Annotated in this window: 16 protein-coding genes; 11 read left to right on the top strand and 5 right to left on the bottom strand. The window is 63.3% G+C overall.

Annotation, left to right across the window (positions count from 1 at the left end; genetic code table 11):
- The first annotated feature begins 11 nt into the window (after positions 1–11).
- Genes nuoI through nuoN form a run of 6 tightly spaced genes read left to right on the top strand, consistent with a single transcriptional unit; the run spans position 12 to position 6301 of the window.
- Positions 12–560 carry an NADH-quinone oxidoreductase subunit NuoI gene (gene nuoI, locus E6B08_RS20445; RefSeq protein WP_016488223.1) on the top strand — a complete coding sequence of 183 codons (549 nt, stop codon included), beginning with the start codon at positions 12–14 and terminating at the stop codon, positions 558–560.
- A 10-nt stretch (positions 561–570) separates the two neighbouring features.
- On the top strand, positions 571–1071 hold the full coding sequence (nuoJ, locus tag E6B08_RS20450) for an NADH-quinone oxidoreductase subunit J (RefSeq protein WP_136915684.1): 501 nt from the start codon (positions 571–573) through the stop codon (positions 1069–1071).
- Between the two features lie 3 nt (positions 1072–1074).
- Positions 1075–1383: an NADH-quinone oxidoreductase subunit NuoK gene (gene nuoK / locus E6B08_RS20455; protein WP_008096201.1), complete on the top strand. Its 309-nt coding sequence runs from the start codon at positions 1075–1077 to the stop codon at positions 1381–1383.
- A complete protein-coding gene (nuoL, locus tag E6B08_RS20460) occupies positions 1380–3233 on the top strand; it encodes an NADH-quinone oxidoreductase subunit L (protein ID WP_136915685.1) in 1854 nt (617 codons plus the stop codon). The genes nuoK and nuoL overlap by 4 nt, the downstream gene beginning before the upstream one ends.
- A gap of 58 nt (positions 3234–3291) precedes the next feature.
- Complete coding sequence (nuoM, locus tag E6B08_RS20465; protein WP_136915686.1) at positions 3292–4824, top strand: NADH-quinone oxidoreductase subunit M; 1533 nt, start codon at positions 3292–3294, stop codon at positions 4822–4824.
- Between the two features lie 7 nt (positions 4825–4831).
- The gene (gene nuoN, locus E6B08_RS20470) at positions 4832–6301 is read left to right on the top strand and encodes an NADH-quinone oxidoreductase subunit NuoN (protein ID WP_136915687.1); all 1470 of its coding nucleotides are present in this window, start codon (positions 4832–4834) and stop codon (positions 6299–6301) included.
- Positions 6302–6368: 67 nt separating this feature from the next.
- Here nuoN and E6B08_RS20475 read toward each other — a convergent pair whose 3' ends face one another.
- The gene (locus E6B08_RS20475) at positions 6369–6632 is read right to left on the bottom strand and encodes an ogr/Delta-like zinc finger family protein (RefSeq protein ID WP_136915688.1); all 264 of its coding nucleotides are present in this window, start codon (positions 6630–6632) and stop codon (positions 6369–6371) included.
- 199 nt (positions 6633–6831) lie between these two features.
- Between E6B08_RS20475 and E6B08_RS20480 the strand changes: the two genes are divergently transcribed.
- Complete coding sequence (locus E6B08_RS20480) at positions 6832–7224, top strand: helix-turn-helix domain-containing protein (RefSeq protein ID WP_136915689.1); 393 nt, start codon at positions 6832–6834, stop codon at positions 7222–7224.
- Between the two features lie 2 nt (positions 7225–7226).
- Here the strand turns inward: E6B08_RS20480 and E6B08_RS20485 are convergent, their stop codons facing one another.
- The 3 genes from E6B08_RS20485 to E6B08_RS20495 are packed head-to-tail and all read right to left on the bottom strand — an operon-like array spanning position 7227 to position 8209.
- The gene (locus E6B08_RS20485; protein ID WP_136915690.1) at positions 7227–7574 is read right to left on the bottom strand and encodes a hypothetical protein; all 348 of its coding nucleotides are present in this window, start codon (positions 7572–7574) and stop codon (positions 7227–7229) included.
- Entirely contained in the window at positions 7567–7956 is a 390-nt protein-coding gene (locus tag E6B08_RS20490; protein ID WP_416194359.1) for a head completion/stabilization protein, read from the bottom strand. The genes E6B08_RS20485 and E6B08_RS20490 overlap by 8 nt, the downstream gene beginning before the upstream one ends.
- A gap of 4 nt (positions 7957–7960) precedes the next feature.
- On the bottom strand, positions 7961–8209 hold the full coding sequence (locus E6B08_RS20495) for a response regulator transcription factor (RefSeq protein WP_136917461.1): 249 nt from the start codon (positions 8207–8209) through the stop codon (positions 7961–7963).
- A gap of 231 nt (positions 8210–8440) precedes the next feature.
- On the opposite strand from E6B08_RS20495, the gene E6B08_RS20500 reads away from it, so the two are divergent.
- A complete protein-coding gene (locus tag E6B08_RS20500) occupies positions 8441–10504 on the top strand; it encodes a TonB-dependent receptor family protein (protein ID WP_136915691.1) in 2064 nt (687 codons plus the stop codon).
- A 9-nt stretch (positions 10505–10513) separates the two neighbouring features.
- Here E6B08_RS20500 and E6B08_RS20505 read toward each other — a convergent pair whose 3' ends face one another.
- Positions 10514–11578 carry an AI-2E family transporter gene (locus E6B08_RS20505; protein ID WP_136915692.1) on the bottom strand — a complete coding sequence of 355 codons (1065 nt, stop codon included), beginning with the start codon at positions 11576–11578 and terminating at the stop codon, positions 10514–10516.
- Positions 11579–11708: 130 nt separating this feature from the next.
- Here E6B08_RS20505 and yegQ point away from each other — a divergent pair, with 130 nt between their 5' ends.
- The 3 genes from yegQ (at position 11709) to E6B08_RS20520 (ending at position 13973) form a co-directional block, all read left to right on the top strand.
- The gene (gene yegQ / locus E6B08_RS20510) at positions 11709–13034 is read left to right on the top strand and encodes a tRNA 5-hydroxyuridine modification protein YegQ (protein ID WP_136915693.1); all 1326 of its coding nucleotides are present in this window, start codon (positions 11709–11711) and stop codon (positions 13032–13034) included.
- Between the two features lie 73 nt (positions 13035–13107).
- Positions 13108–13536 carry a DUF411 domain-containing protein gene (locus E6B08_RS20515; protein WP_136915694.1) on the top strand — a complete coding sequence of 143 codons (429 nt, stop codon included), beginning with the start codon at positions 13108–13110 and terminating at the stop codon, positions 13534–13536.
- Complete coding sequence (locus tag E6B08_RS20520; RefSeq protein WP_136915695.1) at positions 13536–13973, top strand: YqaA family protein; 438 nt, start codon at positions 13536–13538, stop codon at positions 13971–13973. Before E6B08_RS20515 ends, E6B08_RS20520 begins: the two co-directional genes overlap by 1 nt.
- The last annotated feature ends 31 nt before the right edge of the window (positions 13974–14004 follow it).

Raw genomic sequence — 14004 nt, forward strand, 5'->3', positions numbered from 1 at the left:
GGATTTGACCCATGTTCAAGTATATCGGCGACATCGTTAAGGGCACCGGCACTCAGCTGCGCAGCCTGGCGATGGTGTTCTCCCACGGGTTCCGCAAGCGCGACACCCTGCAATACCCCGAAGAGCCCGTGTACCTGCCGCCGCGCTATCGCGGCCGCATCGTCCTCACCCGCGACCCCGACGGCGAGGAGCGCTGCGTGGCGTGCAACCTCTGCGCGGTGGCCTGCCCGGTCGGCTGCATCTCGCTGCAGAAGGCCGAGACCGAGGATGGCCGCTGGTACCCGGAGTTCTTCCGCATCAACTTCTCGCGCTGCATTTTCTGCGGCCTGTGCGAAGAGGCGTGCCCGACCACCGCGATCCAGTTGACTCCGGATTTTGAAATGGCCGAGTTCAAGCGTCAGGACCTGGTGTACGAGAAAGAAGATCTGCTGATCTCCGGCCCCGGCAAGAACCCTGACTACAACTTCTACCGTGTTGCGGGTATGGCGATCGCTGGCAAGCCGAAAGGCGCTGCACAGAACGAAGCCGAGCCGATCAACGTGAAGAGCTTGCTCCCATAAGGACAGAAAGATGGAATTCGCTTTCTACTTCGCATCCGGGATCGCCGTGGTCTCCACCCTCCGGGTGGTGACCGGCACCAACCCCGTGCACGCCCTGCTCTACCTGATCATTTCGCTGATTTCCGTGGCAATGATCTTCTTCGCCCTGGGTGCGCCGTTCGCCGGCGCCCTGGAAGTGATCGCCTACGCCGGCGCCATCATGGTGCTGTTCGTGTTCGTGGTGATGATGCTCAACCTCGGGCCGGCTTCTGTCGCCCAGGAGCGCGGCTGGCTCAAGCCCGGTATCTGGGCGGGGCCGGTGATCCTCGCCGCGCTGCTGCTACTGGAGTTGCTGTACGTGCTGTTCGTCACCCCGAGTGGCGCGGCCATCAGCGGTACCACCGTCAGCCCGAAAGAAGTGGGTATCAGCCTGTTCGGCCCGTACCTGCTGGTGGTCGAACTGGCCTCGATGCTGCTGCTCGCTGCAGCCGTCACCGCCTTCCACCTGGGCCGCGTTGAGGCGAAGGAGTAAATCATGGGTGCTATCCCTCTCGAGCATGGTCTGGCGGTCGCCGGCATCCTGTTCTGCTTAGGTCTGGTTGGCCTGATGGTCCGCCGCAACATCCTCTTCGTGCTCATGAGCCTGGAAGTCATGATGAACGCCTCTGCCCTGGCGTTCATCGTCGCCGGTGCCCGTTGGGTGCAACCCGACGGCCAGGTGATGTTCATTCTGGTGATCAGCCTAGCAGCCGCCGAGGCCAGCATTGGCCTGGCGATCCTGCTGCAGCTGTATCGCCGCTTCCACACTCTCGACATCGATGCTGCCAGTGAGATGCGCGGATGAACCTTCTCTTCCTGACTTTCGTCTTCCCCCTGATCGGCTTCCTGCTGCTGTCGTTCTCGCGCGGGCGGTTCTCGGAGAACCTCTCGGCGCTGATCGGCGTCGGCTCGGTCGGCCTTTCGGCCGCCACGGCCGCCTACGTCATCTGGCAGTTCAACGTCGCGCCGCCTGAAGGCGGTGCGTACAGCCAGCTGCTGTGGCAGTGGATGTCGGTGGACGGCTTCGCGCCGAACTTCACCCTCTACCTGGACGGCCTGTCGGTCACCATGCTCGGCGTGGTCACCGGTGTCGGCTTCCTGATCCACCTGTTCGCGTCCTGGTACATGCGTGGCGAAGCCGGTTACTCGCGCTTCTTCTCGTACACCAACCTGTTCATTGCCAGCATGCTGTTCCTGATCCTCGGCGATAACCTGCTGTTCATCTACTTCGGCTGGGAAGGCGTGGGCCTGTGCTCGTACCTGTTGATCGGTTTCTACTACAGCAACCGCAACAACGGTAACGCGGCGCTCAAGGCGTTCATCGTCACCCGTATCGGCGACGTGTTCATGGCCATCGGCCTGTTCATCCTGTTCGCCCAGCTGGGTACCCTGAACGTACAGGAGCTGCTGGTGCTGGCACCGCAGAAGTTCCAGGCTGGCGACACCTGGATGGTCCTGGCGACCCTGATGCTGCTGGGTGGCGCAGTCGGTAAATCGGCCCAGCTGCCACTGCAGACCTGGCTCGCCGACGCGATGGCCGGCCCGACCCCGGTCTCGGCGCTGATCCACGCGGCCACCATGGTGACCGCAGGCGTCTACCTGATCGCCCGTACCAACGGCCTGTTCCTGCTGGCGCCGGACATCCTGCACCTGGTGGGGGTGGTGGGTGGCGTGACCCTGGTACTGGCGGGCTTCGCCGCGCTGGTACAGACCGACATCAAGCGTATCCTCGCCTACTCGACCATGAGCCAGATCGGCTACATGTTCCTGGCCCTGGGCGTGGGTGCCTGGGACGCGGCGATCTTCCACCTGATGACCCACGCCTTCTTCAAGGCCCTGCTGTTCCTTGCTTCCGGTGCGGTGATCGTCGCCTGCCACCACGAGCAGAACATCTTCAAGATGGGTGGCCTGTGGAAGAAGCTGCCCCTGGCCTACGCCAGCTTCGTGGTCGGTGGTGCCGCCCTGGCTGCCCTGCCGATCGTGACCGTGGGCTTCTACTCCAAGGACGAGATCCTCTGGGAAGCCTTCGCCAGCGGCAACACCGGCCTGCTGTACGCCGGCCTGGTCGGCGCGTTCATGACCTCGCTGTACACCTTCCGCCTGATCTTCATCGCCTTCCACGGCGAAGCCAAGACCGAAGCCCACGCCGGCCACGGCATCAGCCACTGGTTGCCACTGGGCGTGCTGATCGTGCTGTCGACCTTCGTCGGCGCCTGGATCACCCCGCCGCTCGCTGGCGTCCTGCCTGAAAGCGCCGGCCACGCCGGTGGCGAAGCCAAGCACGCGCTGGAGATCACCTCGGGTGCCATCGCCATCGCCGGCATCCTGCTGTCGGCCCTGCTGTTCCTGGGCAAGCGTCGCTTCGTCAGCGCCGTCGCCAACAGCGGCATCGGCCGGGTGCTGTCGGCCTGGTGGTTCGCTGCCTGGGGCTTCGACTGGATCTACGACAAGCTGTTCGTCAAACCTTACCTGCTGATCAGCCACATCCTGCGCAAGGACCCGGTTGACCGCAGCATCGGCCTGATTCCTCGTCTGGCTCGCGGCGGCAACGTCGCCATGAGCAAGACCGAAACCGGCCAGCTGCGTTGGTACACCGCTTCGATCGCCGTTGGCGCAGTGCTGGTACTCGGCGCTGTGGTAGTGGCTGCGGTATGACCATGAAGCTTGCGAACCTTGCGAACCTTGCGACTCTGCAAAAGGAAACGAACCCGTCATGATTTTGCCTTGGCTGATCCTGATCCCCTTCATCGGCGGCTTCCTGTGCTGGCTGGGTGAGCGCTTCGGCGCCACCCTGCCGCGCTGGATCGCGCTGCTGACCATGTCCCTGCTGCTCGGCATCGGCCTGTGGCTGTGGGGCACCGGCGACTACACCCTCGCTCCCGCTCCGGGCGCCGAACCTGCCTGGGCCCTGGAATACAAAGTCCAGTGGATCCAGCGCTTCGGCATCAGCATCCACCTGGCCCTCGACGGCCTGTCGCTGCTGATGATCCTGCTCACCGGCCTGCTCGGTGTGCTGTCGGTACTGTGCTCCTGGAAAGAAATCCAGCGTCACGTCGGCTTCTTCCACCTCAACCTGATGTGGATCCTGGGCGGCGTGGTCGGTGTGTTCCTGGCCCTGGACCTGTTCCTGTTCTTCTTCTTCTGGGAAATGATGCTGGTGCCGATGTACTTCCTCATCGCGCTCTGGGGTCACAGCTCGGCAGACGGCAAGAAGACCCGGATCTACGCGGCGACCAAGTTCTTCATCTTCACCCAGGCCAGCGGCCTGATCATGTTGGTGGCGATCCTCGGCCTGGTCCTGGTCAACTACACCAACACCGGCGTCATCACCTTCAACTACAGCGACCTGCTCAAGGCCGAGCTGCCGGCCGGTACCGAATACCTGCTGATGCTGGGCTTCTTCATCGCCTTCGCGGTGAAGCTGCCGGTGGTGCCGTTCCACTCCTGGCTACCTGACGCACACGCCCAGGCACCGACCGCAGGTTCCGTGGACCTGGCCGGTATCTTGCTGAAGACCGCGGCCTACGGCCTGCTGCGCTTCGCCCTGCCGCTGTTCCCGAATGCCTCGGCGGAGTTCGCGCCGATCGCCATGACCCTGGGCCTGATCGGTATCTTCTACGGTGCCTTCCTGGCCTTCGCGCAAACCGACATCAAGCGCCTGATCGCCTTCTCCAGCGTCTCGCACATGGGCTTCGTGCTGATCGGTATCTACTCCGGCAGCCAACAGGCCCTGCAAGGCGCGGTGATCCAGATGCTGGCCCACGGCCTGTCGGCCGCCGCGCTGTTCATCCTGTCCGGCCAACTGTACGAGCGCCTGCACACCCGTGACATGCGCCAGATGGGTGGCCTGTGGCACCGCATCGCCTACCTGCCCGCCATCAGCCTGTTCTTCGCCGCCGCCTCTCTGGGCCTGCCAGGCACCGGCAACTTCGTCGGCGAGTTCCTGATCCTGATCGGCAGTTTCGCGCATGTGCCATGGATCACCGTGATCGCCACCACCGGCCTGGTATTCGGTTCGGTCTACTCGCTGATCATGATCCACCGCGCCTACTTCGGTCCGGCCAAGGCCGACACCGTGCTGGCCGGCATGGACAGTCGCGAACTGGTCATGGTTCTGGGCCTGGCGGTGCTGCTGGTGCTGCTGGGCGTGTATCCGCAGCCGTTCCTCGACACCTCTGCCGCCACCATGAGTGGTGTGCAGCAGTGGCTCGGTTCCGCTTTCACTCAACTCGCTTCGGCCCGGTAAGAGCGCTATGGAATTCACCACTCAACACTTCATCGCATTGGCGCCGATGCTGATCACCACCATCACCACGGTGGTGGTGATGCTGGCGATCGCCTGGAAGCGCAACCACTCGCAGACCTTCCTGCTGTCCACCGTGGGGCTGAACCTGGCCCTGCTGTCGATCCTGCCGGCACTGAAGGTCGCCCCGCTGGCGGTGACCTCGCTGGTCACCATCGACAAGTTCGCCTGCCTGTACATGGCGATCATCCTGGTTGCCACCCTGGCCTGCGTCACCCTCGCCCACGCCTACCTTGGCGAGGGCGCCAAGGGCTTCCCGGGCAACCGTGAAGAACTGTACCTGCTGCTGCTGATGTCGGCCCTTGGTGGCCTGGTGCTGGTCAGTGCCAATCACCTGGCTGGCCTGTTCATCGGCCTGGAGCTGCTGTCGGTGCCGGTCTACGGCTTGGTGGCGTATGCCTTCTTCAACAAGCGCTCGCTGGAAGCCGGCATCAAGTACATGGTGCTGTCGGCTGCAGGCTCGGCCTTCCTGCTGTTCGGCATGGCCCTGCTGTACGCCGATGCCGGTAGCCTGACCTTCGACCAGATCGGCAAGGTGCTGGCCGCGACCAACATGCCGAGCCTGGTGGCCCAACTGGGCCTGGGCATGATGCTGGTCGGCCTGGCCTTCAAACTGTCGCTGGTACCCTTCCACCTGTGGACGCCGGACGTGTACGAGGGTGCCCCGGCACCGGTCGCCGCATTCCTGGCTACCGCCAGCAAGGTGGCGGTGTTCGCCGTGGTCGTGCGCCTGTTCATGCTCTCCCCTGCTGCCAGCAGCGGCGTGCTGAGCACCGTCCTGGCCGTCATCGCGGTCGCCTCGATCCTGATCGGCAACCTGCTGGCGCTGACCCAGAGCAACCTCAAGCGTCTGCTCGGTTACTCCTCCATCGCCCACTTCGGTTACCTGGTCATCGCGCTGGTCGCCAGCAAGGGCCTGGCCCTGGAAGCCATGGGCGTGTACCTGGTCACCTACGTGATCACCAGCCTGGGCGCCTTCGGTGTCATCACCCTGATGTCCTCGCCATACGGCGGCCGTGACGCTGACGCGCTGTACGAGTACCGTGGCCTGTTCTGGCGCCGTCCATACCTGACCGCCGTGCTCACCGTGATGATGCTGTCGCTGGCGGGTATCCCGCTGACTGCCGGTTTCATCGGCAAGTTCTACATCATCGCCACCGGCGTCGAGTCGCACCTGTGGTGGCTGGTCGGCGCCCTGGTGATCGGTAGCGCCATCGGCGTCTACTACTACCTGCGTGTCATGGTCACCCTGTACCTGGTCGAGCCGAACCTGCGTCGCCACGACGCACCGTTGAAGTGGGAGCAACGTACCGGTGGCGTGATGCTGCTGGCCATCGCCATCCTCGCCTTCGTTCTCGGCGTATACCCGCAGCCGCTGCTGGATCTGGTGCAACAAGCCGGCCTGCAGCTGATCGGCTGATCGGAGCACAATGAAAAACACCCCGCACATGCGGGGTGTTTTTTTTTCTGCGTCAGGTAGCGCTTTGCTATCTGCCTGACGAAACGGCGGTTTCTCGTTGCCCGGCGGCACGTCGCAGCTCACTGTTGGCCGACGGGAGATGGACTGCGGGGTTAGGCATGCCGCTGGGTGATAGTTCATGGGTCATTTCGAACTCGGCCCTGACCGACCAGCCACAGGCTTCCTGGGTGCACTGCAAATACGCCACTCTCAAGAAGATATGACGCCCTTCGCTAGTACGAATACGCATCTTGCTGTTGCAATGCGGACAGACCAACTTATACGTACTCACGGCAAATACCTGCTAAGGTTGAAAAAATGTGTAATCTGTAAGATTAATCGTCGATCTGTGTCGGTATTTATTACGGTGCAGAAAGGGCTTTTCGTTGCTTCATGCTTCATTCCGAAATATCCTCAAAATGCAGGTTTTCTACTCTTAATCATTAGCTTAAGCCTAGGGAATGACGCAAAAACAGTAATGGATATCCATAATGAGTAGTGTTTTTTTCGCTTCGGTGCTTCTTCGCCTTAAACAACTGACCGGGTCGAACACCGATGTGCAGCTTGCCAGAGCTTTGAATGTGAGCCCACAGACACTCAGCAGCTGGAAAGTGCGCGCAAGCGTTCCGTACTCCTTATGCGTAGAACTTGCTCGACAGAACGCCTGCTCCCTCGATTGGCTGCTGCTGGGTGAAGGTACGCTGGCAAATCAACCTGACGCCCAGTCCGATTGGGAAAGCGCAGCGCTCGATGATCTGCGCAGCCTGTCCCTGGCAGACCGCCAGGCCGCGCTGCTGTTCATCAAGGACAAGCAACGCATTCAGGAACTGGAGCGCAAGCTCGACAGGCTTGCCAGTCGCGTAGCGGATACCCTCCCCGGCTGACATCAGCGACGCCAGCGCTGCAGGATGTCGCGCATGTCCACCGCGTCCAGCCACACCATGAGCTTGAGACAGACCGGAATCACCGCCACCGCCGCGACGAACGCCGCCATGCCAGGTGTGAGCGATGGCACCAGGGAGGTCAACAGGGGCTCGAACAGGTAACCGACCCCCAGTGCCAGGAGCACCAACAGCCCTTGGCTGAGCGCCGATAGGCGCTTGCGCGGTACCAGGATCAGCTGGCCACGAGCAAGGGTGATCAGCACCGCCCCCAGTAATGCGCCGAACAGTACCCGGCCTTCGTTCTCGATGCGCTCGCTCAACGCAGCGCTCACCCACGCGAAATCATCCATAGTGCTCTCCTTTCTCGGCTTTACGCTGCTCGCTGGTGTGGGCCAGTGCTTTCATGGCCGCCGCCTCCAGATAACGTGAATAACACAGCGACAATGCGCGTCCCTGCCGATGGCTGGCGAGATCCTCCAGCCGCTGGTAACCCCGACCACGCAGGGCTGCCCGCCAGGTGGCGAACTCCCTGGCGGCAGCGATGGCTGCACAGCGCACGGCCAGGCCCAGGCGTGCATCGCTGACCTGCGCGTCCAGGGCAAGTCGCTCGCGCAGCACCGACAATTCGATACGTGGCCAGAACGGGTCGTGGCAATCAGGAAAGCGTGGGGCACAAGGCACTGGTACCGCTCCGTCGGGAGGTCCGGACATGGACGTGGTGGTTATGTTCATGCCTTCACTCCTCGGCTAGCATGCCATAGCGAATAGCCTTGATTACCGCGGCAACCCGAGTGGAAACGTCGAATTTGCGCAGGATGTTACCCACGTGGAAATTGACCGTGGATTCCTGGCATTCGAGGATCTGGCCAATCTCCCATGAGCTTTTGCCATAGGCGCACCACAGCAGCACCTTCTCCTCCCGAGGGGTCAGGCGAATCGGAGAGTCCGCTGGATGTTCGGCTATAGGTTGTAGGTTGGTTCTCATCATCAGCCTCCACAAGTCATTGCCGGTGGCGGCGCGCAAAAGTGCCGCCGCATTGGGCATAAACTTACGGAGCTCGCGGCCCGCGCTCCACTCGTGCGGTTTGTAAAGAACAGCCGTACAAATCCGTTCCCCCTCAGCGTCGTGCAATTAACTCGAATTGCGCGTGCTTTACGCGGCACTTCGCTCGTCACAACGCCACTGCCCCTTCCTCCCTTCGTCTGGAGCCGTTCGATGCGTCCCGTTTTGCCCCTCTCGCCCCGCCTTGGCCTGCTGGCCCTGTTCACGGCTGGCCAGCCCGCTTGGGCTGCACCCGCGATCGAGCTGGGCCAGGTGTTGATCAACGATGAGCAGCAAAGCGAACTGGAAGATGCCCGCGCGCGCCTGCAGGCAGTGCCTGGCGCCAGCAACCTGATCGACATGCAGCACGTCGGGCAAGGCAGGGTTGCCAGCAACCAGGACGTGCTGGCCTATCAGCCAGGGGTGTTCGCCCAATCGGCGGGCAATGACGGGATCAAGCTGTCGATCCGTGGTTCGGGCATCAACCGTGCGCCCGGCGCCCACGGCTCCGGCGTGTACACGATGTTCGACGGTCTGCCCCTGACCGGCCCCGGTGGCACTCCCTACGAACTGTTCGAGCCGCTGTGGCTGAGCCGGGCCGAAGTGTTGCGTGGCGCCAACGGCTTCGACCAGGGCGCCCTGGCGCTGGGCGGGGCGATCAACTACGTGACCCATACCGGCTACGATGCCGCCCCCTTGCAGCTGCGCTACGAGGTCGGCAGCCGCGGTTACCAGCATCGCCATATCAGCTCGGGCCAGGTGCTGGGCAACCTCGATTACTACGTGGCGCTGACCGATTCGCAATACGACGGCTACCAGGAGCACAGCAGCGGCAGCGCCAAAGGCATCGCCGCCAACGTCGGCTACCGCTTCAACCCCAACCTGGAAACCCGCTTCTACCTGCGCTACCGGGAAACCGAGAACGACCTGGCCGGTCGCCTGACCAAGCAGCAGATCAAGCACGATCCACGCGCGGCCAACGCCGCCTACCTGGCCCGTGACGACAGCCGTCCGCAACCGGGCAGCACCTGGGTGGCCAACAAGACCACGTTCTACCTGGACGATGAATCACGGCTCGAAGCCGGGCTGGTCTATCACGACTACCCGATGGATCTGCGCGAGGGCCCGATGCGCCTTAAGGTCGCCTACAGCGACGTCAGCGGTACGCTCAATTATTTGCGTCGTGACACCCTGTTCGGTCACGACAGCAAGACCACCATTGGCTGGCGCACCACCAAGCACCTGCCCAACAGCGGCGCTTCGCAATTCGCCCGTAGCGGCGACGTGTTCGGCGCGCGCTCACGCGATTTCACCTACCAGGGCTCGGACACCGTGGTGCATGTCGGCAACGAGCTGGAGCTGGTGCCCGACCTGTGGCTGACCAGCGGCCTGGCGATGATCTATACCCGCCGCGAGAGCGCGGTCACCTGGCCCGAAGACGGCGGCAAGGTTAGCCAGCATGACTGGGACTACGCCCCTCGCCTGGGTCTGCGCTACGACATCAACCCGCAGTTGCAGGTCTATGGCAACCTCAGCCGTTCGGTGGAGCCGCCACACCCGTGGGCATTGATCTGGAGCTCTACGGTCGCCACACAACCGATCGAGATGCAGAACCAAACCGCCACCACGCTCGAACTGGGTGCCCGCGGCGATTCGGCGCTGGGCCACTGGGACCTGGCCTGGTACTACTCGCAGGTGCGCCATGAGCTGTTGCTCGCGGAAATCGTCCAAGGCATGCCGGCCAAGGAGTTCAACGCCAGCCCCACGGTACACCAGGGCGTCGAGGCCGGCCTGGACAGCATCTTGTGGGAGCGCCCGGGTACCGGCAAGTTGAGCCTGCGCCAGGCGTACACCTTCAGCGACTTCCATTACCGCGACGACGAACAGTTCGGCGACAACCGCCTGCCGGGCATTCCCATGCACTACTACCAGGCCGAGTTGCGTTACGACTGGCCGAGCGGGTTCTACGCCGGGGTCAACACGCAGATGGCGTCCAAGGTGCAAGTCGACTACGCCAACAGCTACCACGCCGATGCCTATGCGCTGCTGGGCGCACGTCTGGGGTGGGAATCGCCGAAGCTGGACTGGCAGACCTGGCTCGACCTGCGCAACCTGACCAACAAGCGCTATGCGGCGACGGTCACCCCCGGATACGACGACGCCGGGCAGGACGTCGCCCGCTCGACCCCGGGGGAAGGTTTCGGGGTCTATGCCGGGGTTTCCTACAGTTTCCGCTGAAACATGCTCCTACTGCGGCAGCTGCACCTGCGGCTTGCTGGAGGCGAAGATCGCCCAGCTCGACAGGAACAGCGCCGCGATCAGCGGCCCGATCACGAAGCCATTGAGCCCGAATACCGCCAGCCCGCCGAGGGTCGACACCAGAATCAGGTAGTCGGGCATGCGCGTGTCCTTGCCCACCAGAATGGGCCGCAACAGGTTATCCACCAGGCCGATCACCAGCACGCCGAAGGCGGTCAGGATTACCCCTTGCAGGATCGCTCCGGTCAGCAGGAAATACGCGGCCACCGGCGCCCAGATGATCCCCGCCCCCACGGCTGGCAGCAGCGACAGGAACGCCATCAGCACCGCCCAGACCAGGGCACTGGGGATGTCCAGCACCCAGAAGATGAACCCGCCAAGCGCACCCTGGGTCACGGCCACCAGCACGTTGCCCTTGACCGTCGCCCGCACCACCCGGCTGAATTTCAGCTGCAACCGACGCTTCTGCTCCTCGGGGAGCGGCACAGCCAGGCGGACCCGTCGCGCGACTTCGGCGCCCTCGCGCAGGAAGAAGAACAGCAAGTACAGCATCACGCCCAGGCTGACCATCAACTCGAAGGTGCCCTGGCCAAAGCTGAATGCCTTGCCAGCCAGGAACTGGCTACCCTGGGTGGCCCATTGGGTGACGTTCTCGCGCAAGCCGTCGAGGTTGCCTATACCCATGCGGTCCAGGGCGTTTTGCGCGAACGCCGGCAGCATGTCCTTGCCGTGCTCTATGTAGCCGGCGATATCCAACTGCCCACTTTCGATACGCTGGTACAGCGAGGCGCCCTCCTGGACCAGCAAGGCGCTGATGATCGCGACCGGCAGAACCGCGATCAACAGGCAGATGCACAGGGTGATCAGCGCCGCCAGGTTGCGCCGCCTGCCGCAACGCAACAGCAGCTTGCGTTGCAGTGGCGCGAACAGGATGCCAAGGATCACCGCCCAGAAAATCGCTCCGTAGTACGGCAGCATGATCCACACGAAGGCGATGGTCACCAGGGCCAGGAGTACGGCCAAGGCTTTGTTCTGCAGCGAGGTTTCGTTCATGGGCGTTCCTTGAGTGTCCTGGAACATTAGTGGCCGCCGCTGTCGAAAAAGTGCCATCGCCGCCTTGATTCAGGTCAATGCGTCTCTCCCGCTGACGCTCTAGCATCCGCGCCTTTACCCCCGGTGCGTCATGAACTCCCTCGCCAAACCCGAACTGCTGGCCCCAGCCGGCAGCCTCAAGACCTTGCGCTACGCCTTCGCCTACGGTGCCGATGCGGTTTACGCCGGCCAGCCGCGCTACAGCTTGCGGGTGCGCAACAACGAATTCGATCATGCCAACCTGGCCTTGGGCATCGATGAGGCGCACGCCCTGGGCAAGCGCTTCTACGTGGTGGTGAACATCGCGCCGCACAACGCCAAGCTGAAAACCTTCCTCAAGGACCTGGCGCCAGTAGTCGCGATGGGTCCGGATGCGCTGATCATGTCCGACCCCGGGCTGATCATGCTGGTGCGCCAGCACTTCCCAGAGATGCCGGTGCACCTGTCGGTGCAGGCCAATACGGTGAATTGGGCCAGCGTGCAATTCTGGCAGCAGCTCGGGCTGAGCCGGGTGATCTTGTCGCGCGAGCTGTCGCTGGAGGAAATCGCCGAGATCCGCCAGCAAGTGCCGGACATGGAGCTCGAGGTCTTCGTCCATGGCGCGTTGTGCATGGCCTATTCCGGTCGCTGCCTGCTGTCGGGATACCTGAACAAGCGTGACGCCAACCAAGGCAGTTGCACCAATGCCTGCCGCTGGAAGTACGATGCGGCACCGGCCGCCGAGAACGTGACCGGAGACATCGTCCAGCAGGTGGAGCCGACCCTGGGCCTGGGCGCGCCCACCGAGCAGGTGTTCCTGCTGCAAGAGAGCAGCCGGCCAGGCGACAGCATGCCGGCGTTCGAGGACGAGCACGGCACCTACATCATGAACGCCAAGGACTTGCGCGCCATCCAGCACGTCGAGCGCCTGCTGCACATGGGCGTGCACTCGCTGAAGATCGAAGGCCGCACCAAGTCGCACTTCTACTGCGCCCGGGCCGTGCAGTCCTATCGCAAGGCCATCGACGACGCTGCCGCGGGCCGGCCGTTCGATCGCGGCCTCATGCTCAACCTCGAATCGCTGGCCCAGCGCGGCTACACCGAGGGTTTCCTGCGCCGCCATGTGCATGACGAATACCAGAACTACCAGCGCGGCAACTCGGTCTCCGAGCGCCAGCAGTTCGTCGGTGAGCTGACCGGAGAACGGGTCGACGGCCTGGCCGAGGTGCGGGTGAAAAATCGCTTCGCGCTGGGCGACCAGCTCGAATTGATGACCCCCTACGGCAATTATCACTTCCAACTGGACCTTCTGCGCGACACTGCGCAGCAGCCAACCGAGGTGGCGCCGGGGGATGGGCACGTGGTCTACCTGCCTATTCCCGAGCAAGTGCCACTTCAATTCGGGCTACTGATGCGTGACCTGCCCGACCTCCAGTAGACAGGCAATGGGCCGGCGCCTGCGCTATGCTGCCGGCCGACACTCGATCGGTACGAAAACCCAAGGAGCCGCCATGCTACGCAAACACCTGCTCACCCTCGGCCTGCTCGCCATCACCGGCCTGGCCCAAGCCGCGGAAACCATCGATGTGTACCGCGACCCCAACTGCGGTTGCTGCAAGGCCTGGATCAGCCACCTGCGCGACAACGGCTTTACCGTCAATGACCATGTCGAGCCGAACATGAGTGCCGTCAAGCAGCGCCTGGGCGTCGCCCCGCGCCTGGCCTCGTGCCACACCGGGGTGATCGACGGCAAGTTCGTCGAAGGCCATGTGCCAGCCGAACAGGTCCGCCTGCTGGCCAAGCGCGACGACCTCAAGGGCCTGGCCGTGCCCGGCATGCCCATGGGCTCGCCAGGCATGGAGATGGGTGACCACAAGGACGCCTACCAGGTCATCGGCGTGACCCAGGATGGCCAGGACACCGTGGTCGCCAACTACTGATGCTCAGCCTGTGGGCGCTGTTTCTCAGCGCCTTCGGCGCCGCCACCCTGCTGCCCCTGCAATCGGAGGCGGTGCTCGTCGGCCTGCTGCTGCGCCAACCCGATGCCTGGCTGCCCCTGCTGCTGGTGGCCACCTTGGGCAACGTGCTCGGTTCGCTGGTCAACTGGCTGCTGGGCCGAGCCGTCGAGCACCTGCGCGCTCGGCGCTGGTTCCCCTTCAGCGAAGCACAACTGGCGCGTGCCCAGGCACGCTACCAACGCTGGGGGCAATGGTCACTGCTGCTGAGCTGGATGCCGATCATCGGCGATCCACTGACCCTGATCGCCGGAATCATGCGCGAGCCGTTCTGGCGCTTCCTGCTGTTGGTGACCCTGGCCAAGGGCGGCCGCTACATCGTCGTGGCGATGATCACCTTGGGTTGGTTTCATCCTTGGTAACACCTTTACCGGTTAAGGTAGCGCTCTGACT

Origin of the sequence: Pseudomonas putida (genome assembly GCF_005080685.1) — a bacterium.
In the GTDB taxonomy this organism is placed as follows: Bacteria; Pseudomonadota; Gammaproteobacteria; order Pseudomonadales; family Pseudomonadaceae; genus Aquipseudomonas; species Aquipseudomonas putida_V.